The organism is Microbacterium sp. AZCO, assembly GCF_039614715.1.
Taxonomy (GTDB): Bacteria; Actinomycetota; Actinomycetes; order Actinomycetales; family Microbacteriaceae; genus Microbacterium.
Map to the genome: position 1 here is coordinate 3498671 of NZ_CP154857.1, position 23018 is coordinate 3521688.

The window sequence follows — 23018 nt, forward strand, 5'->3', positions numbered from 1 at the left end:
CCCTGCCGACGTCAAGGGGGTGCGATCGCCGCGCGGCGAGGCCAGGCTGGGCTGGGGAGCGAAAGGAGAAGTCATGGCATATCAGGTGGGGTACTTCGTCGGCAGTCTGTCGTCGCGGTCGATCAACCGCATCCTCTCGCAGGCGCTCATCGCGCTCGCGCCGGACGACCTCGAGTTCAGCGAGATCTCGATCCGCGACCTGCCGCTCTATAGCCCCGATTACGACGAGGACTACCCTCCGCAGGCGCGCGAGCTCAAAGAGGCGATCGCCGCATCGGATGCCGTGCTCTTCGTGACGCCCGAATACAACCGGTCGATCCCCGGCGCGCTGAAGAACGCGATCGACTGGGCGTCGCGACCGTACGGCAAGAACTCGTTCGACCACATCCCCGCCGCCGTCATCGGGGCGTCGATCGGCTCGCTCGGCACGGCGCTCGCCCAGCAGAGCCTGCGCGCCGTCCTGAGCTTCTGCAATGCCCGGCAGATGACGGCACCCGAGGCGTACGTGAAGTTCCACCGCGAGGACTTCGGCAACGACGGCACCGTGACGAACGAGAAGACGGCGGAGTTCCTGCGGGCGTACATGGCCGAGTTCCGCGAGCACATCCAGCGCGTGCTGACGGTGCTCCCGCGCAGCTGACCCCTCGACAGGCTCGGGGACCCGGCGGAGGGCGAAGGGGACCGACAAGGCCCGTAGGATCGCGGCGTGGCGGCGTTCGACGAAGGCGACCTGGCGGGCATCCGGCGCGGACTGCTCGGCTACTGCTACCAGCTGCTCGGATCTCCGTTCGACGCGGAGGATGCCGCGCACGACGCCCTGGAGCGCATCTGGCGGTCGCGCGACTCCTTCTCGCCCGAGCGCGCGAGCTTCTCCACGTGGTGCTACCGGATCGCGCACAACGTGTGCATCGACCGCCTCCGCGCTGCTCCGCGGCGGCCTCTTCCCCGTGACCTCCGGGATCCCGGTCTCGAGGTCGGCGCACCGCTCGTCCCGGCGCTGGACGTGCCGTGGCTCATGCCGGCGCCGGCGGGGTGGGGCATCCCGTCCGATGTCGAAGACCGTGTGGAGCGGCGCTCCGACGTGCGACTCGCCGTCACGGCGATGCTCCAGACGCTGTCGCCGCTGCAGCGCGGCGCCTTCGTGCTGCGCGATGTCATCGGGCTCGCGGCGGCCGAGGCCGCGGTCGCGCTCGACACCTCCGTCGCCGCGGTGAACTCGGCGCTGCAACGCGCCCGCGCGGCGGTGCAGGAGGGCACGGTCCGCCCGCACGACCTCGCACCCTCCGCCGTCGAGCGGTACGCGCAGGCGATCGAGCGTGCGGATGTCGCGGCCCTCGCCGCTCTCGTGGCCGATGACGTCGTCTTCGAGATGCCGCCGGTGCCGCAGTGGTCGCGCGGGCGCGCGCCGTTCGCCGCGTTCATGGCGCATCTCTTCGAGTGGCGGGGAACGTCGTGGTCCACCGCGCTCACCTCCGCGAACGGGCAGCCGGGCTTCCTCCTGTACCGCGTCACGGCCGAGGGCCGCGAGCCGCACACACTGCAGCTGTTCGACGGAGACAGCGCGATCGACCATGTGCTCGTGTACCAGGACCCTCGCCTGTTCGGGCTGTTCGAGGCGGCGCTCCCGGAGGAGACCCGGGACGTGCGATGAGTTCGCGGCATCCCGTTCGTATGACCTGGTGAGGCCCTTTCCGCGGGCCCGGAATCAGGAGGACGACATGGGACGGTTGATCGTCGTGCAGTTCATCACGCTCGACGGAGTGGTCGAAGACCCCGACGGCAGCGACGGCACGCCGTTCGGCGGCTGGGCGATGCGCTTCGGACCGCAGGGGGTCGCAGGCGACAAGTTCCGGCTCGGCGGCATCCTCCAATCAGGTGTGCTGCTCTTCGGGCGTCGCACGTGGGAGCACTTCTCGACTCTCTGGCCGCGACGCGACGACGAGTTCTCGCGGGCGATGAACCGTGCCGCGAAGGCCGTCGTGACGAGTCGGCCCATCGACCCGGATCAGTGGACGAACTCCGCGGCGGTGCCGGCGCCTCTCGATGACTGGGTCACTGGCACCCTCGCCAGTCGCGACATCGTCGTGATCGGCAGCGGGTCAGTCATCGCGCAGCTGCGCGAGGCCAACCTCATCGACGAGTACCGTCTGCTCACCTTCCCGCTCGCGACGGGCGCGGGGAGAACGCTGTTCCCGGATGCCGCGGAGCTTGCACTCCGATCGGTGGAGCACGTCGGACCGGCGTGCCTGACGATCTTTTCGACGCGCGTGCCGCTCCCGGTCAGCGCCACGTGATGGGGGTCGCGGCGAACGGGTGATCGGAGTCCGCGAAGAAATCGTCGCGCTCCGACCCGTTGTAGACCGCTCCGACGACCGGCCCGGTCTTGGAGAGCGCCACGAAACACTGCAGGCTCACGGTCGAGGTGGATTCGGGCAGAGCGATGCCGCACGCGTCCGCGTCGCCCATCGCGGCGTTGCCGATCGTGCTTCCCATCCAGCTCGTCGTCTCGCCCGCCTCGTCGATGGGCAGCACGTCGATCGGCGACACCTGGTCGGCGTCGGACTGGGTCACGACGGCGTACGGGGTGTAGCCGGCGAAGTCGTCGTTGTCGGCGAAGCCCTCGATCGCGTCGGGATCGAGCTCGCGCACCTCGCGCACCGTCGTGCCGACGAGCTGGCCGCTGTCCTCATCGAGGATCCACGCCGTCTCGCCGATCTTCAGCGTCGTGCCGGGAGCGGTGGCCTCGGCGGGGGCGGAGCCGACGTCGATGACGTCGTACTCCGGCTCGGCCTCGGATGGGCTCGAGCACGCGGCGAGAGCGAGCCCGGCGGCGAGGGCGACGGTGGCGGCGGGGAGCAGGCGGTGCAGACGCATCTTGCGGGGGAACCTTCCGTATCGGTGCCCATCCACCTAACCATGGGCCCGCCGGCGTCATCGTCCGGCTGTGCACGCCGGCCCGGCTTCAGTCGTGGGGCGCGCGCCGGTATCGCTCGTAGACGACCCGCGACTGGAAGGTGCGCGACTCGAGCAGCTCGAGCGGGATCTGCCGGGCGAGCGGCGGGAAGAACGGCGTGCCCCCGCCGACCACGATCGGGTAGCGGAAGATCCGGAACTCGTCGACGAAGCCCGCCTCGATCGCCTGGGCGGCGAGCGTCGCGCCGCCGACCTCGACGTTCCGGCCGGTGCCGGCGAGCACTGTCGACAATTCGTCGGGGAGGGATGCCTCGGCGAGCCGCGCGTTCCCCTCGACGCGGTCGAGGGTGCGGCTGAAGACGACCTTGGGAAGCTCGGACCAGACGTCGGCGAACCGGGCGTACAGTGGCGTCGCCCGCATCGCCGGGTCGGTCTCCCACGGGAGCATCGCCTCGTAGAGACGTCGCCCTGAGACGTGCGCGCCGAGCCCCGCGACCCGCTCGAGATGGAACGCGAAGAGCTCCTCGTCGGGCGCGCCCCAGTCGAAGCCGCCCTCCCGGTCGCTGATGAACCCGTCGGCCGATACGCCCATCGAATAGATCAGCATGGAGTCTCCCTGGCGCGGTGGCTGAATACCGTCCAGGGTTGCAGAGATCGGTCGCCGCGGCACCCCATCGTCCCGTGGCCCCGGCAGGGCGAAGCCGCCGAGCGAAGAAGAAGCCCCGACCGTTACCACACAGCCGGGGCGAGACGAATGAGAAGTTCGCCTATCCCGACCAGCGTATCGCGCGCACCTGGGAGACCGCTCGACGCCGGTGGCTCGCTATGGCCCCACCGGCCATGTCGGTGAAGCGCTGCAACGGCTGCCCTCGAGTCGCTGGCGCTGCGGCCGTTCCAAACTCCATCGACGACACCGCCCCGGTGTATGCAGCCGTGCAACAAGCGCGCCCCGCACCGAACGAACGATTCAGGGTTCGTCGCATCCCGGCGGGGCAAGGCGAATCGGAGCCCCTCGCGGGCTGCCTCGACGATGTCCAGCGCCGTCATCTTACGGGTGACCGATCGACCCCGGATGAGCTGCTACGTCATGGCGACGGGTGTCGATCGTCGTGCCCGGCAGTTTCCCGCGAGAGGTCGACCCACTCGGGTGGTCGAAGGTGTCTCGGTGCGGATCCCTGAACGGGCAGTGCGCGGAAGGGGAGCGACTCCCGAGCGATGTATGTCCCGATGTCTCGCGGATCAGGGACGGCAGTCGGCGAACACGATGCCGCCATCGGCGACGAGGGCAGAACACGAGACCCGGCGCCGAAGGGAGCCGGGTCTCTCGTCGTAAGGGGGTCAGCCGATGATCTTTGCGCCCTTGGTGCGGTTGCATCGCCAGCAGAGAGTCTGCAAGTTCTCGGGCACGCTAAGACCACCCTTCGAGACAGGCATGATGTGGTCAACCTCGAGGAGCAGGTGCGGTTCCTCGGCCACCGAGATACCGCACTGAAGGCAGGTGTAGTTGTCGCGCGACTTGATGCCGTTGCGAAGGCGCGTGGTCATCAGCGCACGCTGGCCGGCTGCAGATTTCGTCCAGCGGATCTTCTCGACAAGTGTCTCTGAGAGCGCTTCGAGTGTCGGAGAGTTGAGTTCGATGTTCGTCACCTGGCCGGCATTTCCACCCGCCGAGGTGTACTGAAACTTGTATTTGGGGTACGGAACGTGGATGGGCGACAGGTGCACCCCGACCTGGTCCCAGAACTCGTTCGCGTAGTGCTTCATGATGAACTTCGGCGGATTGATCTTCGCCGCGATGTCGGCCTCGCGACCGTGCACGTTGCCGACGGCTTCTTCAAGCCGGGCGATGTCGTTCGAGACTCGCTGGACATCGGCAAGAGTTGCCTGATCTGCCTTGATCCCGAAGTACTTCATTAGGTACTTGATCGGCTCCTGGCTTGCGTTTCGGATGACCTGCAGCGAGGCGTTGTGCACGTGCGGGGCATACTCAGCGACGTTCCGGTCACGCCGGTTGTTCCATGCCGAGGTGTTCTGGAACGACGCCAGGTGCGCGTGCTGCCCGGTAGTCGAGGCGCCCAGCTCGAATGATCCCTGCGATCGGATCTCAGCGACATAGTTCACTACGTCGTTGTGCTCGGCGACGATTGAAGTCACCTCCGCCTTGAGACCCTGGAACTGCTCCGACCCGAAGTACCGATTCTTCCGTATCGTACGAATGATCGGGTTCGCGATGAGCACCGCAGCGAGCGTGATAACGAACACCCAGCCGTTCTGGGTCGCTCCGCCCAAGATGATCGGCAGCGCGATGAGCAGGGTTATGAAGAGTGGTCTCGGCATGTAATGGTCTCCCCAAGACGAGTGGACGTGGTCAACCTCTCGATCTTGGCAGAGCCCCTCCGACATTCCTGGCCAGTACTCGGCTGCGCAGACTTAGTTGCACGGGGCAATTTCGTCGCCGATCCTGGAGCGGGCATTGCGTGGAGACGGGCCTGGATCCTCAGCAGGCTCTCAACGTGGCGCCTGTGCGGGCCTCAATCATGACGGCCCTCCATGCTCCTGTCGCGCATGGTGGAATTGGAGCACAGCTCGCGCAAGGAGTTCCCGATGAGGCTTTACGCCGTAGGGGAGGTTGGGCCCGCCACCTAAGCACCCTCGTCGGCATCGTCGGGCTCGTCGGCCTCCGGGATGCCGGGCTCAAGGCCTTGATCGCGCAGGTGCTTGATGGCGCGCTCGATCGTCGAGACCTTGCGCTTCAGTTCCTTCAGCCCGGGGGCCGATTCGTCGGAGAACTCGTCCAGCCGCTCGTACTCCCGGCGCAGCTCCATCTCGGTCTCGACGAGTGTCCGCCACGCCGTCGGGTCGGGCTCTAGACCCTGCTTCTTGCGCAGGATCTCGGTCGAGAGGCGCTGCTCGACGATCGCCTCGAGAGCTTCCGCCGACGTGTTCGCGCTCGCGAGCCCGTTCGCGACGGTGATGCCCGTCGCAGCAGCGAGAGTTCCGGCAGCTAGCAGGCTTCCGACCATCCCGCCCGCGAGCATGAAACCGCCGGGTATAACGGCGAGCGCGACCGCACCGGCGCCGAGCACTCCAAGCTTCAGTAGATTCACGCCGGGAACATCGAGGGCCGCGCTCGCCTGTTTCGCGGCGGCGAAGACGTCTGTGCCGAACTGCCCGCCGAGCCTCATCTCGCGCGTCAGGTTGCGCATCGCTTCACGCTTGATCTCTCTGTCGACCGAGATCTCGAACGGGCGGATAACGTTCTGCGAAGCGAGGGCTGTCATCATTGCCACCGCATCCTCTTTCGTCACGTGCGCGGGTGGCTTCGGGACAGGAACGGGCGCGCGGGGATCCGACAGGTCGAACTCGAGTCTCGCGATCGCAGTGGGCAGTTGTCGCCCTTCGGATGCATTGCGCCGACGAATCTGGTCGACCGCTGTTGCCTGCACCTCACGGAGGGCGCCGGAGTACCGATCCCGTACATCTCCCTTGAGGCCGGCCGTGATGAGGAACGCATAGCGCAAGCCAGCGAGCGCGTACGTCTCGGCCGTGTCGAGAGGGATCTCGACGCCCTTGTCGATCCGTGCGACGTCTTTCGACAGCGAGCCGAACAGGGCGAACCCGACCGCGGTGGCGACGGCATCCGCTTCGAAGTACTCGTTCGCCGAGTGTGCCCGCTTCCCCATCGGTGCGCCGGTGCTGATGCGGAAGTCGACCATCCACGGGAAAACCGATGACACACCGCGGTGGGCGGCCACGAGGTCGGTCGTGTTCCAGAAGTTCACCCACCATCCGAGGTTCGACGGGGGCTCCTTGAGCGCATCGCGTATGCGATCGACGTCGAATCGGCCGTTCGCGAGCGGGCTGCCGATCGTCACCATTCCGTCCACACGAAGGTCGACGGGTAGGTATCGGAGCAGATCGGCGGCGATGACCGACCCCAGGCTGTGCCCGACGATCACGAGCCGACCCGACGAAGGCAGCTTCGACAGGATGTGCTTCAGCACCTGCGCGCGTATGGCATCGATGCTGACGTAGTTGCGAGCCTGTCGGAAGCTCGGCAGATCGACCGATCCGCTCACGCCTAGGTCGAGCGCCGCCAGGCCACCTCCTTGACTCTGACCGGTGAGGCGATACTCGACCGCCGACACACGTCTCTCGAAGTCGCGACGGTTCTGCCGCGCCGCATCGCGCGTCGGCTGCTTGATCGTCACGGCCGGCTGCCGGGTCTTCTCATCCCAGTCCTTCAGGATGTGAGCGTACTTCGGAGCGATCACCTCCACCGAGTCGAGGTTGGGGTATCCCACGCGCGCCAATGTCGCGTCGAGCGGTGCTCGCCACGCATCATCGCGGTCGACCTTGCCGACGCCGTGCAGGAAGAGCAGGATCGGCTTCTCAGATGCCGCGGACTCGGTCACTGTTCGCTCGTCTCGTTCGGGGCCGCGGCGGTGGGGGCGGGTGCGCGATCGCTCGGCGCGCAGGTGTCGAGTGCGGGTCGGCGGTACCCCAGACGACCGCCGATGATCCTCCGGCACTTGGAACACCCTACCGGCGAGCTTGCTTTGGTCGTTCGCTGGCCATGCGTCGCGTTGATTGTTCCGATCGCCTTGCGGGCACTGATCGGTTGGGGACCGCTAGCGCCCATCCGACCGCGTCGTCCACAGCACGGGGAATCGGAAACGATAGTCGCGACATCCCGAGCTCGGCGAACAGGCTTCCGGGCGGATCGCGAGCGGTGGGCGGGACACTCGTCGCTATCGTTGACCAATGATTTCTCGGTACCACCTCGAATGGCCCTGAGCAATGACCGCAGAATCACAAAGTTCAAGCTCGAGCGCCGCGAGCAGAACGTCGCTAATCGCGCCCCGCCCACCAGGTGGCTTCTCCGCGTATAGAGCAGCGGCCGGGGGAGGAGTTGCCCTCACGCCCGGCCGCTTGTGTCCCCTGGAAAGGACGTTTGTACACTAAGACAGCTCTATGGGAGTTCTATGAGTGATGTATGTGAATCAAGCTAGTGCAGGCTGGTGTAGCAGGGTGAACTTTCAGGGTCCTTCGTCGTGCGGTAGGCGAAGGTGCCCCTTGCCGACCGTGCATAGAGCAGAGCCGATGAGCGCTGGACCTGCCCGGTGATATGCGCGAACGGGGCGCGTCAACTGCCGCATGGAATATGCTCCCGACGGCGACGGAACCCGGGGGATAGTGGGAGGCATCGGCCGCGGTACCGGCGAGGAAAAGTACTCGTCGTTCCCGCGCCGCCAGTTCGAAGCCCTTAGAGCTCAGGTCTAGACGAGTGCTGGTCGCACCCTCTCGCCGATGACCAAGCCGCTCTTCTTCGCTACATTCCCACGGCCATGTCGGTGAAGCGGGAGAAGTGGCCCTGGAAGGCGACCGTGATCGTGTCGGTCGGGCCGTTGCGGTGCTTGGCGACGATGAGGTCGGCCTCGCCCGCGCGCGGACTGTCCTTCTCGTAGGCCGCCTCTCGATGCAGGAGCACCACCATGTCGGCGTCCTGCTCGATCGAGCCCGACTCGCGCAGATCGGACAGCGCGGGCTTCTTGTCGGCGCGCTGCTCGGCGCCACGGTTCAGCTGCGACAGCGCGACGACGGGTACCCCGAGCTCCTTCGCGAGGAGCTTGAGCGCGCGCGAGAACTCGGAGACCTCCTGCTGGCGCGACTCGACCCGCTTGCCCGACGTCATGAGCTGCAGATAGTCGATGACGACCATCTTGAGTCCTGCGCGCTGCTTGAGGCGTCGGCACTTGGCGCGGATCTCGACGAGCGTCATGTTGGGGCTGTCGTCGATGTAGAGCGGCGCGTCGTTGATGCGGCCGCGGGTGGCGGCGATCGTCGTCCAGTCGCGCGAGTCGAGGGTGCCCTTGCGCATGCTCTGCAGGGGGATGGCGCCCTCGGCGCTGAGCAGGCGCATCGCGATCTCGCTGCGCCCCATCTCGAGCGAGAAGAAGATCGTCGGCATGTCGGCTTTGATAGCCGCGGCGCGCGCGAAATCGAGAGCCAGCGTCGAGTTGTGGGTCGGGATCATCGACTCGCCGGCGAGATAGAGGTGGTCGGCGTTGTCGACCTGCACACAGCGCACGGGGACGCTCTCGATCGCGCGGATCGCCGTGACATAGCGACGGCCGGTTCGGATCGTGTCGGCCGGACGCTCCGCCGCGTGCAGCTCGCGTTTCCGCTGGAGCCAGAACACGTCGTCGGTCGTCGAGAAGTTGAGGATGTAGCAGGTGGATGACGCCTCGGAGCGCCCCTTGACGCGCTTGGTCGTGCGCCCGCAGCGGTAGCCGAGACTGACGATCAGCTCGTAGACCGAGTCGGCGAGCTTCTTGTTCGTCACAGCGAACTGGCAGGCGCCGACTCCCCGCACAACGGTGCCGTCCGTGTCGAGGAGACCCGCCAGCAGCTCGCGGCGCTGGGCCTCGGATGCCCGCAGATACGCCCGCGGCACGTGCTTGTCGCCGAGCACACCGGCCTGCCGCAGAAGCGCCGTGAATGAGCCGTGGTCGCGGTAGCACCGCGCGCACTGCCAGGCTTCGCCTGAATACGTCTCACCGCAGTCGGGGCATGAGAGACGCTCGGGATGCGCGCCCTTGTTCTTGGGCCCGCAGGTGCGACCGCACGTGCGGACGTGCGGAGTCCGCGCCGTGAACTCGACGCCGCAGACCTCGCAGGCTCGGACGAGCGCCGTGCGCTCGAGGAGCTGGATCGAGTAGAGCATCCCGCCCCGTGACTCGACGCGCAGCCCATCACGCGCGATGCGGCGCGGAATCTCATCGGACTCGCTCGTGATGCGGGCTCCGTCGGTGTGCCCATCGCCGAGCCACGCGCCGAGAGCGTAGGGCGCGACCGGCAGATCCGCGTCGGGCGCCTCGAGGGCTCGCGCATTGCGCACCGAGTGATTGGCGCGCGCCTCCGCTCCCACCGTGAGCGTCGCCAGCATCTGCTCGGTGGTGACGACCGCCGGACCGATGCGATTGGACCGGCGCGAGGCCCGGGTCTCGGTCACCCACTGGTGCTCGGCGTCGGCGATGATCTTCGATCCGTCGGAGAACTCGATCTCATAGCAGGGCCGGCCGACCATGACCTCTGTCGCCGCGACGACCCGCGTCGGTCGGCCGTCCGCGTCGTAGAGCTCGTCACCCACCTGGACGGAACCCATCGTCGTCCAGCCGGTGGGGGTGGGAAGCGGGGTGTCGAGGGCGAGAGCCTTACCCATAGCCGGCCGCGCGGCGATGATGATCATCTGGCCGGGGTGCAGGCCGTTCGTCAGCTGGTCGAGGCCCGAGAAGCCGGTCGGGATGCCGGTCATCTGGCCGTCGCGACCGCGGGCGGCCTCGATCTCGTCCACGGCCGCGTCGACGGCGACGGTGAGAGGCACGTAGTCCTCGGCGGCTTCGGCTCCCGTGACGGAGTAGATCTCGGCCTGCGCGTTGTTGACGAGGTCGAGCGCCTCGCCCTGTCCCGAGTAGCCCATCTGGACGATGCGCGTGCCGGCGTCGACCAGGCGTCGCAGCAGCGCCCGCTCGTTGACGATCGAGGCGTAGTACCCGGCATTGGCCGCCGTGGGCACGATCGAGGTGAGGCTGTGGAGGTAATCTGCCCCGCCGGCGCGCTGCAGCTCGCCGTTCTTGATCAGCTCGTCGGTGACGGCGACGACGTCGGTCGGCTCGCCGTGCGAGTAGAGCGTGAGGATGGCCTCGAAGATGAGCTCGTGCTTCGGGACGTAGAAGTCGGTGCCGCGGAGCGTCTCGATGACGTCGGCGACGGCGTCCTTCGACAACAGCATGCCGCCGAGCGCGCTCTGCTCCGCGAGGAGGTCGTGCGGCGGCGTGCGCTCAGGCTCGCGCGGTCCACCGAGACGCTCGTCGGAGATGTCGGCGATCGACATGTGCTGTGTGTCCTCCAGGTTGCGTCATTCTCGCGGGGTCGTGTGGGCGGCACGATCGAACCCGACGGCGCGTGCCCCAGCATGCGCGTCGTCGTTGTTCCAGAAGAGCACGAACCCCCGACATCCACCTCGATGTCGGCCTCCCCCGCGGGCCGCACCCCACGCTAGGGACGCCGATTCCGGCTCGCAACACAGCCTGTGGATAACTGTGTGGAGAAGCTGCGAGAAACGCCGGGGTGTCTGTGCAGAGTCCCTGTGGACAACCCTTGGGATTGTCGGTCGAAGACAGAAATTTCAGCCGCTTCATCAGGGCTTCTTCGTTTCACAACCTGTGGATCCAGATGTGCTTGAAGTAGGGCTTGAAGGTTGCGTCTGATAGGGCAGGTTGTGCACAGTTCACGTCGAGCGCCGACCGGCACTGCGTCCGTTTTGCGAATCACCCTATGGACAACCGATGAGGAGGAGGAGTACCTTCGGCCTTCCAGGCACCCTCAAGCGGTCGTTCGTCGCAGAACAGCCGCCCGACGATCGACGTCGCAATTTGGAGGTGAACGTGGACATCGCCACTAGCCCCACACGGGTGCCCGGCCTCCGGCTTTTCTTCGCCGGCATGGGTGTCGCGTTCGCGTACCTCCTCATCTCGCTGCTCCTGGGCTTCGGCTCGAGCCACGCGAAGGCGGACGACGGCGATGGTCACGGGGGTGTCCTCGGAAGCGTTACGGGAGCCGTGAGCGGCACGCTGAGCGGCGTCACGGGCACCGTGGACAGCACGCTCGGCGCGGTCACGCAGGCCGTCACCACGACGACCCAGGCGGTCACGACCGCCTCGACCACGGTCGTGAACGCCGCGCCGGCACCGGTGCAGCCGGTCGTCGCCCCCGTCGTCAGCACGGTGAGCGAGGTCGTCTCGACGGTCGTGCAACCTGTCGCCGCAGTCACCGGCTCGAACGTCGTCTCCGGCGTCGTCACACCCGTCGTCGACACCGTCACGGCGATTCCCGTCGTCGGCGCGGTCGCGGACGCCGTGGGCGTGGACGACGCGCTGACCGATGTCGCGACCTCGGTGGACACCACTCTCGACGGCGTGGTCACTGCCGTCGGAGACACCGCGACGGGTGTCGCTCCGGCGGTGCCGCCGCTCGTCGAGCTGCCCGATCTCGGCATCCCGCCGGTGGCAGGCGTGATCCAGCCCAGGGGCGACCTTCCCTCGGCCGCTGCGATCGCAGCGGAGCCCTCCATCGCGGCCGCGGAGCCCGGCGCGAGCGCCGGCCTCGCCGGGCTCGTCTGGAGCCGCGTCAGCTCCTCCGTCGGCGTGCTCGCGCGCGCCATCCCCGTCTTCGCCGCCGCGACAGCCGCGAGTCTCGCGCAGTCGCCGGTCGGCGGCATCCTGTCTTCCGCTCTTCCGCCGGGCGTCTGCGCGCCCGCGGGGAGCTGTCCCCTGGGGTCCAGCGGTGCGGGCCCCGGCGCTCTGGCGCTCGCTCTCCTCGCTCCGCTCGCCGCACACCGTGCCTGGGTGCGCCGACGCGGGTGGGAGGACGACGTGACGCCTGTTGCGCCCGTCTACGCCACCGACGTCTCTCCTGACTGAGGACTGACTCGGCCGCCTTCCCCCTGTGCGGCACAGAGTTCACGCGCGCGCCTGCGCGCACCCATTCCTTTCAGTCAAGGAGCACTTCCATGAAGACCTTCATCGCGCGCGCCCTGTGGGGCACGCTGCTCGCCGGAGGCATCACGATCTTCGGCGCCGTCGCCGCGCAAGCGGCCGAGACGAACGGTGAGGACGGCCTGCTCTCCGGAACCCAGGCGATCATCGACGTCAACGTCCCGATCACCGTCGGCGGCAACGCCGTCTCGGTGATCGGCGACTCCACCACCACCGCGCCCGCCCCGGCGCCGGCTCCCGCTCCCGCAGCCCCCTCCGGAACGACAAGCGGCCAGAGCGGCATCGGCTCGGGAACGCAGGCGCTCGTCAGCGTCAACGTCCCGGTCACCGTCACGGGCAACGCCGTGTCCGGCATCGGCGACGCGACGTCGGCACCGGCGGCGGCCCCCGCGCCTGCAGCGCCCGCGCCGGCATCCATCGCCGTCGCGCCCGCCACGACCTCGGGCGAAGACGGCATCCTCTCCGGCACGCAGGCGCTCGTGTCGGTGAACGCCCCCGTCACGGTCGGCGGCAACGCGGTCTCGGTGATCGGAGACAGCACGACGACCGCCGCTCCGTCCGCCTCGGGGACGTCCGGATCGGCAGGGTCGCCGGGCGCCGGCGGGACGGCCCCCAGCGCCGGCTCGCCCTGGACGAGCGGTGAGGACGGCATCCTGAGCGGGACTCAGGTGATCCCCGTCGTTCACGCGCCCATCACGATCGGCGGCAACGCCGTCTCCGTCGTCGGCGACAGCACGACGACCGCCGCCCCGGCCCAGCCCACCGGGGCCGCCGCACCCAGCGCCGGCTCGCCGTGGACCTCGGGCGAGGACGGCATCCTCAGTGGCACCCAGGTGATCCCTGTGCTCTCCCTGCCCGTGACCGTCGGCGGCAACGCCGTCTCGGTGATCGGCGACAGCACGACCACCGCGGCGCCCGCAGCACCGACGGGAGCAGCGTCCCCCAGCGCGGGCTCTCCGTGGACCTCTGGCGAGGACGCCGTCCTCGGTGGAACCCAGGTCGTCCCGGTGCTGAACCTGCCGGTCACGGCCGGCGGGAACGCGATCTCCGGCATCGGAGACAGCACGACCGGCGCCTCCCCCGGCGCGCCGGCAGGAGCGACGTCCCCCAGCGTCGGCTCTCCGTGGACGAACGGCGAGGACGGCATCCTCTCCGGCACCCAGATCGTCCCCGTGCTGAACCTGCCCGTCACCCTCGGCGGCAATGCCGTCTCCCTTGTGGGTGACTCGACGGTCGCGACCCCGCCGGTCGGATCGGTCACGCCGACCGGTCCCGGCACCCCGGGCACCCCCGGTACCCCGGGTACGCCGGGCACGCCCGGCACCCCGGGAACTCCCGGCACCCCCGGCACCCCTGGCACCCCCGGCACGCCCGGAACCCCGGGAACGACCGGAACCCCGGGAACCCCCGGCACCCCCGGCACGACCGGCACGGCCGCCACGACAGATGGCGCAGGGCAGACCGCCGTCGTCGGCACGGCAGCCGCGACGGGGGCTCAGACGCTCGCAGTGACAGGGGGAGGAAGCGGCCTGGGGTCGCTCCTGCTTAGCCTCGTGCTCGCAGGGGTCGGCGCTCTGACGCTCGCGCTGCGGCGCCGCGCCGCGTGAGCCGAGGGCGGGGTCGATGCTCGCCTGGCTCGACCCCGCCCCGCTTGCGCGTCGTGGAAAAGCGGATGCCGCGGACCCATCGGGTCCGCGGCATCCGTTCGTGTCGACCGGCTCCGAAGGAGCCGAAGCCGACTACTTGGCGGCGACCACCTGAAGCGTGATCACGGCGGTCAGGTCGTCGCGCAGACGGACCGTGGCCTCGTGCTCGCCCACCGACTTGATCGGCGAGGTGATGTGGATCTTGCGCTTGTCGAGGTCGCCCAGGCCGGCGGCCTTGACGGCGTCGGCGACGGCCTCGGTCTTCACCGAGCCGAACAGGCGACCCTCGGCGCCGGCCTTGACGGCCAGGCGCACCTTGTTGGACTCGAGCGAGTCCTTGAGGGCCACGGCCTCTTCGTGGTCGTGGATCGCACGCGACTCGCGGGCGGCGCGGATCGACGCCACCTGCTTCTCGCCACCGCGCGTCCAGGCCACAGCGAAGCCCTGGGGGATGAGGTAGTTGCGGGCGTACCCGTTCTTGACCTCGACAACGTCACCGGCGCTACCGAGCCCGGCGACCTCATTCGTGAGAATCAGCTTTGCCATTGCGGTGCTCCTTAGCGGCCAGCGCCGGCGTAGGGCAGGAGCGCCATCTCGCGGGCGTTCTTGATCGCCTTCGCGATGAGACGCTGCTCCTGCACCGAGACACCGGTGATACGACGGGCACGGATCTTGCCGCGCTCCGAGATGAACTTGCGGAGGGTGGCGACGTCCTTGTAGTCGATGACGCCGACCCGGATCGCCTTTGCGGGGGCGGCGTTCTTCGCGCCCTTCCGCGGCTTGCGGCGCGTAGCGCTCGCCTTTCCAGCCATGGGATTTTCCTTACTGAGAGATGTGGATGCTTCGCCCCGATGTCGACCCCTCGACACGCTCGGGGCGGGAATCAGAACGGGGTGTCGTCGCCGTACGACGTGCCCGGGGTGCTCCACGCGTCGGCCGAGCCGGCAGACGAGGACCCGGGGGTCGACCACGGCTCGTCGGCGACCTGCGGACGCGACTGACCGCCGCCTCCGCCGCCGCCACCGGCCGCACGCGTCACCTGAGCGGTGGCGTAGCGGAGCGAGGGGCCGATCTCGTCGACCTCGAGCTCGATCGCGGTGCGCTTCTCGCCCTCGCGCGTCTCGTAGGAGCGCTGCTTGAGGCGACCGGTCGCGATGACGCGGGAGCCCTTCGTCAGCGAGCCCGCGACGTGCTCGGCGAACTCGCGCCACACGCTCGCGCGGAGGAACAGCGCTTCGCCGTCCTTCCACTCGTTCGCCTGGCGGTCGAAGTTGCGCGGCGTCGACGCGATGGTGAAGTTCGCGACGGGGAGACCGTTCTGCGTGTAGCGCAGCTCGGGATCAGCCGTGAGGTTGCCCACCACGGTGATGATCGTCTCGCCGGCCATCGTCGTTACGCGTCCTGCTTGGCGGGCTTGGCGGGACGAGCGGCCTTGCGGGCGGCCTTCTCCTCGGAGCGCTTCGCCTCGGCGGCGACCTGGGCGATGGCCTCTTCGGCGCGGAGCACCTTGGTGCGCATGATCTGCTCGCTGAGGTTCAGCTGGCGATCGAGCTCCTGGGTGGTCTCGCTCGTGGCGGTGAAGTTGACGACGGCGTAGATGCCCTCGGTCTTCTTCTGGATCTCGTAGGCGAGACGGCGGCGACCCCAGATGTCGACGTTGTCGATCGAGCCACCATCATTCGTGATGACCTTCAGGAACTTGTCGAGGTTCGGGGCGACCTGGCGCTCGTCGATCTCAGGGTTCAGGATGACCATGAGTTCGTACTTGTGCGTCACTTACCCACCTCCTTCGGACTAGAACGGCCACCGGGCATTTCCCGGCAGCAGGAGGGTGTTTGCACATGTCACGGGCTCACGCGCGCTGGGGCGCAGCCGGACAACCCTCCTATGATACCGGATCGCCCGCTCCGGCCCGAATCCGTGGGATCGGCGTCACCGGAGGTAGCGTGTGCGCATGGAGTGGACGGCGGATGTCGCGGCCGGCGGATGGATCCGCCAGCGGCTCGACGACCCGTGGCAGGGCACGATCCACGACGTCGTTCCGCACGGCTTCGGCGCCTACGCGCGCGTGCGGCACCCGCGCGTCTCCGAGCGGTCTCCTGAGCGCGAGGAGGGTCGCATCGACCCCGGCGTGCTCGCGGTCGTGGCATCCCATCTCGCGGCGCACACAGGCACGCCCGCCATCCACGTCGGCGTGTGGGACGGCTGGGGCGGACTCGTCGGCGCCTTCGGCGTCCCGCCGTCGCCGGCCGTCGCGCGCTCGTCGGCGGCGGGCGAGGACCCCGCCGACCCCGCCGTGCTCGCACGCCATCGCGAGATGCTCGCGCGCAGCATCCACGACCCCTTCAACAACGTGTTCCGCAGGAACGTGTGGCTCCCCGGCATCCTGTCCGACGAAATCTCGCGCGGTCCCCGGCTGACGCTGCCGTATCGCGAGCACGTGCTCTTCCGCGGCACGATCGACGAGCTCCGGGATGCCTCGTGGGCCGAGCGCGTCCCGTGGCGCGAGCCCGAGGCGCCCCAGTTCACCGCGAGCCCGAGCCTCGTCTGGCCCGACGACCGGGCGTGGGTGGTGGTGACCGACGTCGACGCCGACGCGACGGTCGTCGCGGGAGCGCCCGCGCTCGTCCGCGCGCTCTGCACGGATCAGCGCATCGAGGCGGATCCGATCGCCGAGGGCACGAGCCTGCCGCGACCGGAGTCGTGGGGCACATAGCGTCTAAGAATGTTCTGAGCAATCCCTGGACCCGCGGAATCTTCCGTGATGTACTGCCCGAACGCGTGGGTCAAGGCCGACCCGACGCGAAGACAGGTCCCGGGGAGACCACGAGTCGCCTGGCGGGGCCATGACCCCCGGAGGTATCCCAGTGATGCGACCTCGACGCCGGATCGTCGGCGCCACGATGTTGAGCTGCGCGGCCGTCGCAGCCATGACACTCGCCTACGCGGCCCCCGCCTCAGCCGCGGCGGGCGACCCGACCATCACGCTGCCGATCAACGACAGCGCGGCGGGCGGCACCTATGACCAGGACTTCACGCGCGTCTACTCCAACACGACGCCCGACGGGACGCCGGTCTACATCTACGTTCCGGCCGGCACGCCGCTCGACGGCTCGGCCCCGACGGGCGTCGCAAGCCTCGACCCGTCGTTCGATCACGACCCGACCGACGACTACACGCCGTGCGCCGACGCGACCGCCGATGAGTTCACGCTGACCCAGGCCGAGATCGACTACATGGGCGACCAGCTCGCCGACCACGTCGTCGCCGTCGACGAGGAGCACTTCGGCGCGATGAGGGCGGCGGACCCGTCGGATCCGTCGAGCGACTCCCTCGTCATGGTCGTCTACAACATCCAGGACGACGCCTACTACGACTGCGCCGAGACGAGCTACACGGCGGGGTACTTCGCCCCCGACTTCATCGACTCGAACGGCATGAACGTCATCGTCGTCGACGCACTCGACTGGGCCAACCGCGTCGGGCCGAACGACTCGCCGTGGCGAGACGACGACCCCTCGAACGACCGCCCGACCCTCTACGAGGGCACCATCGCGCACGAGCTCGAGCACCTGCTGCACAACTACAGCGACCCGGGCGAGCTGTCGTGGGTCGACGAGGGGCTCGCGGACTTCGCGATCTTCCTCAACGGCTACGACGTAGGCGGCTCGCACCTCACCTACCACCAGGTGTTCTACGCCGAGACGTCGCTGACGCGGTGGGCCGGCGGGCTGGAGAACTACGGCGCCGCCTACACCTTCTTCCAGTACCTGTGGGAGCAGGCCGGAGGCAACGGCGACGGCACCTACACGCCCGACGGGCAGTACGACGGGGCCGGCGGCGACCTGCTGATCAAGCTCATCTTCCAGAACCAGGCCGACGGCATGGACGGCGTGCAGGCGGCGATCGACGCGTTCAACGCCCAGACCGGCGCGAACCTGCGCGACGTGAAGACGCTGTACCAGGACTGGGCCGTCGCGGTGTACCTCGACGACGAGAAGTCGAGCCGCTGGGACATCAAGGCCGCCGACTTCGGCAACCCGACCTCGACGAGCTGGACGATGGACCTCGCCGACAGCTCGTTCTGGGACGGCCGCGGCAGCAATCAGGGCGCGCAGCCGGCGTCGAAGTGGGACAAGCGCAAGAACGGCCAGGCTCCGACGGCGGTGCCGTACGGCATCCAGATCGAGCGCTTCCGCAACCCCGGACCGACCGTGACGGTGGGCCTCGACGGCGATGACACGTCGGCGGTGCCGCCGCACAGCGGCACGACCCACTGGTACGGCGGATACGAGAGCCAGAACGACAACATCCTGAACGTGGATGTGTCCGGGGCCGTCACGTCGCTCGACTTCTGGGACTGGAACTTCATCGAGGAGGGCTGGGACTACGGCTTCGTCGAGGCGCTCGTGAACGGCGAGTGGGTCACCGTGCCGCTCGTGGACGACGCCGGCACCACCGTGACGACGAACGACAACCCGCACGGCAACAACACCGAGGGCAACGGCCTCACGGGGACGTCGGGCGGCGCGTACTTCGTCGACGACCCGGTGTACGTGCACCTGACGGCTCAGCTGCCGGCGGGCGCGACCGACGTGCGGTTCCGGTACTCGACGGATGCCGCCTACCTCGACACCGGCTGGTTCGTCGACGACGTCATGGTCAACGGCGCCGCCGCGACGCTGTCGTCGGAGCCGGGCAACTGGTTCGAGACGACCGGCATCCAGGACAACAACTGGACGCTGCAGGTCATCGCGTCGTGCGACCTCACCCCCGGCGTGAACTCGCCGTACGAGATCACCGACGGCGCCGGCAACTACGTGTACCGGCTGACCGGCGACCTCATCTCGCAGGGCGGCTTCAACACGAAGTGCGCGAACGGCTCCAAGAAGGACTTCGCCACGATGGTGTCGAACCTCCCGACCGGTGACCTGACGTTCCTCGACGCCGGCTACGCGCTGAGCGTCAAGAACACCAAGAAGTAGGCCCGCAGTCGCGAACGGCCGGTCCCCGTCTCGGGACCGGCCGTTCGTCTGTCGATGGATGCCGCTACACGTCGCGCGTCGACTGCCACAGCGCGCGCCGCGTCGCCTGCTCGACCGGGTCGGGCACCGGCAGCGACGCCAGGAGTCGCTTGGTGTAGTCGTCCTTGGGGTCGGTCAGCACCTGCACCGTCGTGCCCTGCTCGCGGATCTCGCCGTGGCGCAGCACGACGACGCGGTCAGCGACCTGGTCGATCACCGCGAGGTCGTGGCTGATGAACAGCGACGCGAAGCCGAACTCGCGCTGCAGCTCGGCGAAGAGCTCGAGCACGCGCGCCTGCACCGACACGTCCAGGGCGCTCGTGGGCTCGTCGGCGATGAGGAGCTTCGGGCGCAGCACGAGCGCGCGGGCGAGCGAGGCGCGCTGGCGCTGACCGCCCGAGAGCTCGTGCGGGTAGCGGTCGCCGTACGACGTCGGCAGGTGCACGGCATCCAGCAGCTCGTCGACGCGCGCCCGCGCCTTGCCGATGGAGGAGTTGCGGCCGTGCACGACGAGCGGCTCGGCGATGCACTCCGCGATCGTGAGGAGCGGGTTGAAGCTCGTCGCGGGGTCCTGGAAGACGAACCCGACGTCGGGCCGGATCTTCGCGAGGTGTCGCGGCTTCGCGCCCTTCATCTCCTGGCCGAGCACCGTCAGCGACCCGCCGAGCACCTCGGTCAGCCCCACCATGGCGCGCCCGATCGTGGTCTTGCCCGATCCGGACTCGCCCACGAGGCCGAGCACCTCGCCCGGCCCGATCCAGAAGTCGACGCCCTTGACGGCGATGACTCCCGACGAGCCGAAGCGCCCGGGGTACCCGATCTGCACCTTCTTCGCCACGACGAGGCTGCCCTCGGGGGCCTGGGTCGGCGCGGGCGCCGCCGGGTCCTGCGTCGCGCTCTTGCCGCGGCCGACGTGCGGCACGGCGGCGAGGAGCGCCCTGGTGTACTCCTCGCGCGGCGCCGCGAAGAGCTCGCGCACCGGGGCCTGCTCGACGATGTCGCCCTGATACATCACGACGACGCGATCGGCGAGGTCGGCGACCACGCCCATGTTGTGCGTGATGAGCACGATGGTCGCGCCGAACTCGTCGCGGCAGGCGCGCAGCAGTTCGAGGATCTCGGCCTGCACCGTGACGTCGAGCGCCGTGGTGGGCTCGTCGGCGATGATGAGCTTCGCGTCGAGCACGAGCGCCATCGCGATGACGACGCGCTGCTTCTGACCGCCCGAGAACTGGTGGGGGTAGTCGTCGACGCGCCTCTCGGGATCGGGGATGCCGACCTTCCGGAGGATCTCGATGGCTTTGGCCTTGGCCTCGGCCTTGGAGACGTTGCCGTGCGCCCGCAGTCCCTCCGCGATCTGGAACCCGACGGTGAAGACCGGGTTGAGCGCGGTCGACGGCTCCTGGAACACCATCGCGGCATCCTGCCCGCGCATCTCCTGCAGCTGATCCTGCGTCGCGTGCACGACGTCGGTCTCGCCGCCGTCGCGCCCGCGCACGATGATCGCGCCCGAGAGCGTCGCCGTCTCGGGCAGGAGTCCGAGGAGCGAGTTCGCCGTGACCGTCTTGCCCGATCCCGACTCGCCCACGATGGCGAGCACTTCACCCTGGCGTGCGTCGAGGCTGATGCCCTTCACCGCCTGGACGGGCTCGGCATCCGTCGCGAAGGTGATGTTGAGATCGCGGACGGATGCCACGGGGCTTTCACTGAGCGCGCTCATGCGGCACCTCCGGCACGGCGACGGCGGCGCAGCCGCGGGTCGCTCAGATCGTTGAGGCTCTCGCCGACCAGGGTGATCCCGAGCACGACGAGGAGGATCGCCACGCCCGGCGGGATGGCGGTCCACCAGATGCCGCTCGACGCATCGGCGACGGAGCGGCTGAGGTCGTAGCCCCACTCGGCGGCGGCCGTCGGGTCGATGCCGAAGCCGAGGAAGCCGAGGCCCGCGAGGGTCAGGAGCGCCTCCGACGCGTTGAGCGTCACGATGACGGGGATCGACCGCAGCGAGTTGCGCAGCACGTGGCGGGTCAGGATGCGACCGGTGGGCACGCCGATGACGCGGGCGGACTCGACGAACGGCTCCGCCTTGACGCGCACGACGTCGGCCCGGATGACGCGGAAGTACTGCGGCACGAAGACGACGGTGATGGAGATCGCCGCCGCCAGGATGCCGCTCCACAGCGTCGACCGGCCGCCCGAGATGACGATCGACACGACGATCGCGAGCAGCAGCGACGGGAAGGAGTAGATCGCGTCGGCGATCACCACGAGGACCCGGTCGATCCATCCTCCGAAGTACCCGCTCAGCAGGCCGATCGTGATGCCGAGGAAGATCGAGAACACGATGGCGCAGATGATCGCGAGGATCGCCGTCTGGGCGCCCCAGATGGTGCGCGAGTAGACATCGAAGCCGGCGACCGTCGTGCCCCAGATGTTGAGCGCGTTCGGCGGCTGCTGCGTGCCGAACTTCACCCCGTCGACGCTGCGCTGCGCCCAGCCGTACGGGGCGATCCACGGCGCGAAGACCGCGACGATGATGAAGACGACGACGAGGACGAGGCCGGCGATGAGCATGCCGCGCTGGAGGCCGACGCTCTGCCGCACGTGCGAGACGACGGGGATGCGGTCCGCCAGCGGCTTCTTGCGCGTCGTGAGCCGGCCCGGCGCGAGGGGCGGAGCCGCGGCATCCGTCCCCGGCTCGACAGTGGGTTCGCTGGACATCAGTACCTCACTCGCGGGTCGATGAGCACGGCGACGATGTCGACGATGAAGTTCGTGACGGCGACGATCACCGCGATCATGATGACGATGCCCTGCACGGCGACGAAGTCTCGCGCGAGGATGTACTGCGCGAGGTGGAAGCCGATGCCCTTCCATTCGAAGGACGTCTCGGTGAGCACGGCGCCCGCCAGGAGCAGGCCGATCTGCAGGCCGATGACCGTCACGATGGGGATGAGCGCGGGACGATAGGCGTGCTTCGTGAGCAGGCGCCGCTCGCCGACCCCGCGGGAGCGGGCGGAGGTGACGTACTGCGCGCCGAGCGTCCCGATGACGTTCGTGCGGACGAGGCGCAGGAAGATCCCCGCCGTGAGCAGGCCGAGCGTGAGCGCGGGAAGGATGGCGTGCAGGAGCACGTCGCCGACGGCGTCGGGGCCGATCTGGAAGGCGTCGATGAGATAGATGCCGGTCGGGTTCTGGACCGTCTGCAGCTGCAGCTCGACGCGGGTGGAGGCGCGGCCCGCGACGGGCAGCCAGCCGAGCCACGCCGAGAAGACGAGCTTGTAGAGGATCGCGATGAAGAAGACGGGCGTCGCGTACAGGAGGATCGCGCCGATCCGCAGGAAGGCGTCGGGCACCCGGTCGCGCATCTTCGCGGCGACGAGACCGAGCGGGATGCCGACGAGGAACGCGACGATGAGCGCGTAGATCGCGAGTTCGAGCGTCGCCGCGCCGAACTGCAGGAGGATCGCGCTCACGGCCTGGTTGTCGGTGATCGTCGTGCCGAAGTCGCCGCGGAAGACGCCCAGGAGGTACTCGACGTACTGAACGATGATCGGCCGGTCATAGCCGGCGGCGTGCACGCGCTCGGCTAGCTGATCGGGGGGAAGCCGTCCGCCGAGGGCGGCGGTGATCGGATCGCCGGTGATCCGCGTCAGGAAGAAGACGACGGTCACGAGGATGATGACCGTCGGGAAGATGAGGAAGAAGCGGATGAGGATGTAGCGCCAGAGTCCGCTTCCCTTTGCAGAGACGAGCGGATCGGCGGCGATCGCTTCTTCGGCCGCGAGAACCATGCGTGAGCCTTAAGGGTATGGCGCGGGCCGGCCGCCGAGCCCGGGACGGATGCGCATCCGCCCCGGCGCCCGGCCTGCCGG

The 23018-nt window shown here is 68.7% G+C and carries 19 protein-coding genes; 7 read left to right on the forward strand and 12 right to left on the reverse strand.

The genetic code is table 11. The features are described 5' to 3' along the window. The first annotated feature begins 73 nt into the window (after nt 1–73). The 3 genes from AAIB33_RS16000 (at nt 74) to AAIB33_RS16010 (ending at nt 2294) form a co-directional block, all read left to right on the forward strand. Nucleotides 74–640 carry an NADPH-dependent FMN reductase gene (locus AAIB33_RS16000; RefSeq protein WP_345800950.1) on the forward strand — a complete coding sequence of 189 codons (567 nt, stop codon included), beginning with the start codon at nt 74–76 and terminating at the stop codon, nt 638–640. Nucleotides 641–706: 66 nt separating this feature from the next. After that, nucleotides 707–1651 carry an RNA polymerase subunit sigma-70 gene (locus tag AAIB33_RS16005; RefSeq protein WP_345800951.1) on the forward strand — a complete coding sequence of 315 codons (945 nt, stop codon included), beginning with the start codon at nt 707–709 and terminating at the stop codon, nt 1649–1651. A 67-nt stretch (nt 1652–1718) separates the two neighbouring features. Then, complete coding sequence (locus AAIB33_RS16010) at nt 1719–2294, forward strand: dihydrofolate reductase family protein (protein WP_345800952.1); 576 nt, start codon at nt 1719–1721, stop codon at nt 2292–2294. Here the strand turns inward: AAIB33_RS16010 and AAIB33_RS16015 are convergent. The 5 genes from AAIB33_RS16015 to dnaB all read right to left on the reverse strand — a co-directional run bounded on the left by AAIB33_RS16015 (nt 2281) and on the right by dnaB (nt 10810). Next, nucleotides 2281–2874, reverse strand: a complete 594-nt coding sequence (locus AAIB33_RS16015) for a hypothetical protein (protein ID WP_345800953.1) — start codon at nt 2872–2874, stop codon at nt 2281–2283. The two genes, AAIB33_RS16010 and AAIB33_RS16015, sit on opposite strands and share 14 nt — an antisense overlap. 88 nt (nt 2875–2962) lie before the next feature. Continuing rightward, complete coding sequence (locus AAIB33_RS16020) at nt 2963–3520, reverse strand: dihydrofolate reductase family protein (RefSeq protein WP_345800954.1); 558 nt, start codon at nt 3518–3520, stop codon at nt 2963–2965. Nucleotides 3521–4251: 731 nt separating this feature from the next. After that, complete coding sequence (locus tag AAIB33_RS16025) at nt 4252–5250, reverse strand: HNH endonuclease signature motif containing protein (RefSeq protein ID WP_345800955.1); 999 nt, start codon at nt 5248–5250, stop codon at nt 4252–4254. 305 nt (nt 5251–5555) lie between these two features. Continuing rightward, entirely contained in the window at nt 5556–7328 is a 1773-nt protein-coding gene (locus tag AAIB33_RS16030) for a hypothetical protein (protein ID WP_345800956.1), read from the reverse strand. 917 nt (nt 7329–8245) lie between these two features. Further along, entirely contained in the window at nt 8246–10810 is a 2565-nt protein-coding gene (gene dnaB, locus AAIB33_RS16035) for a replicative DNA helicase (protein WP_345800957.1), read from the reverse strand. A gap of 553 nt (nt 10811–11363) precedes the next feature. On the opposite strand from dnaB, the gene AAIB33_RS16040 reads away from it, so the two are divergent. Then, nucleotides 11364–12398, forward strand: a complete 1035-nt coding sequence (locus AAIB33_RS16040; RefSeq protein WP_345800958.1) for a hypothetical protein — start codon at nt 11364–11366, stop codon at nt 12396–12398. 89 nt (nt 12399–12487) lie between these two features. Continuing rightward, complete coding sequence (locus tag AAIB33_RS16045; protein ID WP_345800959.1) at nt 12488–14080, forward strand: hypothetical protein; 1593 nt, start codon at nt 12488–12490, stop codon at nt 14078–14080. 132 nt (nt 14081–14212) lie between these two features. On the opposite strand, the gene rplI is transcribed toward AAIB33_RS16045, so the two are convergent. The 4 genes from rplI to rpsF form a co-directional block, all read right to left on the reverse strand. Next, complete coding sequence (rplI, locus tag AAIB33_RS16050; RefSeq protein WP_345800960.1) at nt 14213–14665, reverse strand: 50S ribosomal protein L9; 453 nt, start codon at nt 14663–14665, stop codon at nt 14213–14215. An 11-nt stretch (nt 14666–14676) separates the two neighbouring features. Continuing rightward, nucleotides 14677–14931: a 30S ribosomal protein S18 gene (gene rpsR / locus AAIB33_RS16055; RefSeq protein WP_345800961.1), complete on the reverse strand. Its 255-nt coding sequence runs from the start codon at nt 14929–14931 to the stop codon at nt 14677–14679. A 71-nt stretch (nt 14932–15002) separates the two neighbouring features. Next, a complete protein-coding gene (locus tag AAIB33_RS16060) occupies nt 15003–15506 on the reverse strand; it encodes a single-stranded DNA-binding protein (RefSeq protein WP_345800962.1) in 504 nt (167 codons plus the stop codon). Nucleotides 15507–15511: 5 nt separating this feature from the next. Next, nucleotides 15512–15895 (reverse strand): 30S ribosomal protein S6, encoded by a 384-nt coding sequence (gene rpsF / locus AAIB33_RS16065; RefSeq protein WP_345800963.1) that lies wholly within the window; start codon nt 15893–15895, stop codon nt 15512–15514. A gap of 178 nt (nt 15896–16073) precedes the next feature. Between rpsF and AAIB33_RS16070 the strand changes: the two genes are divergently transcribed. Together AAIB33_RS16070 and AAIB33_RS16075 are read left to right on the forward strand one after the other, a co-directional pair. After that, nucleotides 16074–16835, forward strand: coding sequence for a hypothetical protein (locus AAIB33_RS16070; RefSeq protein ID WP_345800964.1), 762 nt, complete (start codon nt 16074–16076; stop codon nt 16833–16835). A gap of 214 nt (nt 16836–17049) precedes the next feature. Further along, a complete protein-coding gene (locus AAIB33_RS16075) occupies nt 17050–19104 on the forward strand; it encodes a hypothetical protein (RefSeq protein WP_345800965.1) in 2055 nt (684 codons plus the stop codon). Between the two features lie 64 nt (nt 19105–19168). Here the strand turns inward: AAIB33_RS16075 and AAIB33_RS16080 are convergent, their stop codons facing one another. The 3 genes from AAIB33_RS16080 to AAIB33_RS16090 are packed head-to-tail and all read right to left on the reverse strand — an operon-like array spanning nt 19169 to nt 22937. Next, entirely contained in the window at nt 19169–20863 is a 1695-nt protein-coding gene (locus AAIB33_RS16080) for an ABC transporter ATP-binding protein (protein WP_345800966.1), read from the reverse strand. Beyond that, entirely contained in the window at nt 20860–21864 is a 1005-nt protein-coding gene (locus AAIB33_RS16085) for an ABC transporter permease (protein WP_345800967.1), read from the reverse strand. Before AAIB33_RS16085 ends, AAIB33_RS16080 begins: the two co-directional genes overlap by 4 nt. Beyond that, nucleotides 21864–22937, reverse strand: a complete 1074-nt coding sequence (locus tag AAIB33_RS16090) for an ABC transporter permease (protein WP_345800968.1) — start codon at nt 22935–22937, stop codon at nt 21864–21866. Before AAIB33_RS16090 ends, AAIB33_RS16085 begins: the two co-directional genes overlap by 1 nt. Nucleotides 22938–23018: the final 81 nt, after the last annotated feature.

Coding starts and splice junctions, on each gene's coding strand:
- AAIB33_RS16000 (WP_345800950.1), top strand. CDS start 74: ATGGCATATCAGGTGGGGTACTTCGTCGGCAGTCTGTCGTCGCGGTCG.
- AAIB33_RS16010 (WP_345800952.1), top strand. CDS start 1,719: ATGGGACGGTTGATCGTCGTGCAGTTCATCACGCTCGACGGAGTGGTC.
- AAIB33_RS16015 (WP_345800953.1), bottom strand. CDS start 2,874: ATGCGTCTGCACCGCCTGCTCCCCGCCGCCACCGTCGCCCTCGCCGCC.
- AAIB33_RS16020 (WP_345800954.1), bottom strand. CDS start 3,520: ATGCTGATCTATTCGATGGGCGTATCGGCCGACGGGTTCATCAGCGAC.
- AAIB33_RS16025 (WP_345800955.1), bottom strand. CDS start 5,250: ATGCCGAGACCACTCTTCATAACCCTGCTCATCGCGCTGCCGATCATC.
- dnaB (WP_345800957.1), bottom strand. CDS start 10,810: ATGTCGATCGCCGACATCTCCGACGAGCGTCTCGGTGGACCGCGCGAG.
- AAIB33_RS16045 (WP_345800959.1), top strand. CDS start 12,488: ATGAAGACCTTCATCGCGCGCGCCCTGTGGGGCACGCTGCTCGCCGGA.
- rplI (WP_345800960.1), bottom strand. CDS start 14,665: ATGGCAAAGCTGATTCTCACGAATGAGGTCGCCGGGCTCGGTAGCGCC.
- rpsR (WP_345800961.1), bottom strand. CDS start 14,931: ATGGCTGGAAAGGCGAGCGCTACGCGCCGCAAGCCGCGGAAGGGCGCG.
- AAIB33_RS16060 (WP_345800962.1), bottom strand. CDS start 15,506: ATGGCCGGCGAGACGATCATCACCGTGGTGGGCAACCTCACGGCTGAT.
- AAIB33_RS16070 (WP_345800964.1), top strand. CDS start 16,074: ATGGAGTGGACGGCGGATGTCGCGGCCGGCGGATGGATCCGCCAGCGG.
- AAIB33_RS16075 (WP_345800965.1), top strand. CDS start 17,050: ATGACACTCGCCTACGCGGCCCCCGCCTCAGCCGCGGCGGGCGACCCG.
- AAIB33_RS16080 (WP_345800966.1), bottom strand. CDS start 20,863: ATGAGCGCGCTCAGTGAAAGCCCCGTGGCATCCGTCCGCGATCTCAAC.
- AAIB33_RS16085 (WP_345800967.1), bottom strand. CDS start 21,864: ATGTCCAGCGAACCCACTGTCGAGCCGGGGACGGATGCCGCGGCTCCG.
- AAIB33_RS16090 (WP_345800968.1), bottom strand. CDS start 22,937: ATGGTTCTCGCGGCCGAAGAAGCGATCGCCGCCGATCCGCTCGTCTCT.